This is a genomic window from Bacillus sp. LR--39, assembly GCF_053613335.1.
Genome location: NZ_JBSIOT010001232.1, coordinates 1 through 596 on the forward strand (window position 1 = coordinate 1; position 596 = coordinate 596).

Sequence of the window (596 nt, forward strand, 5' to 3'; positions counted from 1 at the left end):
CGATCCAATGTTTCATGAACCTGTAGAGACCTCTGACGGCATCGCGCCTTTACGTGATTTGGCAGAGGATTCAGTTTTACACGAAGGATGTATCAATGAAGCGGTACGAGTCGCCAGAAAAAGCGTTGTGCTAAAAGACCACTGGAAAAGTCCGCGGTTTGAACAGTTTGGTTTTAACGTCATGAAAAGAAAAACAGCACTGTTCCATTATGGCGTCATTCAAACAAGCCCGTGATTCATATCACGGGCTTTCTGTTAATCGGTGACCTCCATGACGACAAAGTATAATAATGTTAAGAGTGAAACTGTGGCAAACAGAGCGTCAATCATGCGGAAAGCCTCCTTTCATGGAATATTGTAAGCGTTTTTACACAAAGTGCATAGCAACGAATCTCCTAATTTGCATATCAGTTTCATATAGTACATGACTTGCATGTTTTGGATGTGCTAAAATAAGAGAAACATGACAATAAAATAGAGAGGAATAAGCAGTCATGAAATTGTGGATGAGAAAGACCCTTGTGGTTTTATTTACCATTGTAACGTTCGGGCTCGTATCTCCTCCGGCTGCCCTTATGGCGGACAAGCCTTCCGGA

General features: G+C 42.3%; 2 pseudogenes. Both read left to right on the top strand.

Going from position 1 to position 596, the window contains the following annotated elements:
• Positions 1-235: pseudogene (locus ACWHAR_RS29620) on the top strand (class I SAM-dependent methyltransferase); the annotation flags it as partial.
• 259 nt (positions 236-494) lie between these two features.
• Positions 495-596: pseudogene (locus ACWHAR_RS29625) on the top strand (YpjP family protein); the annotation flags it as partial.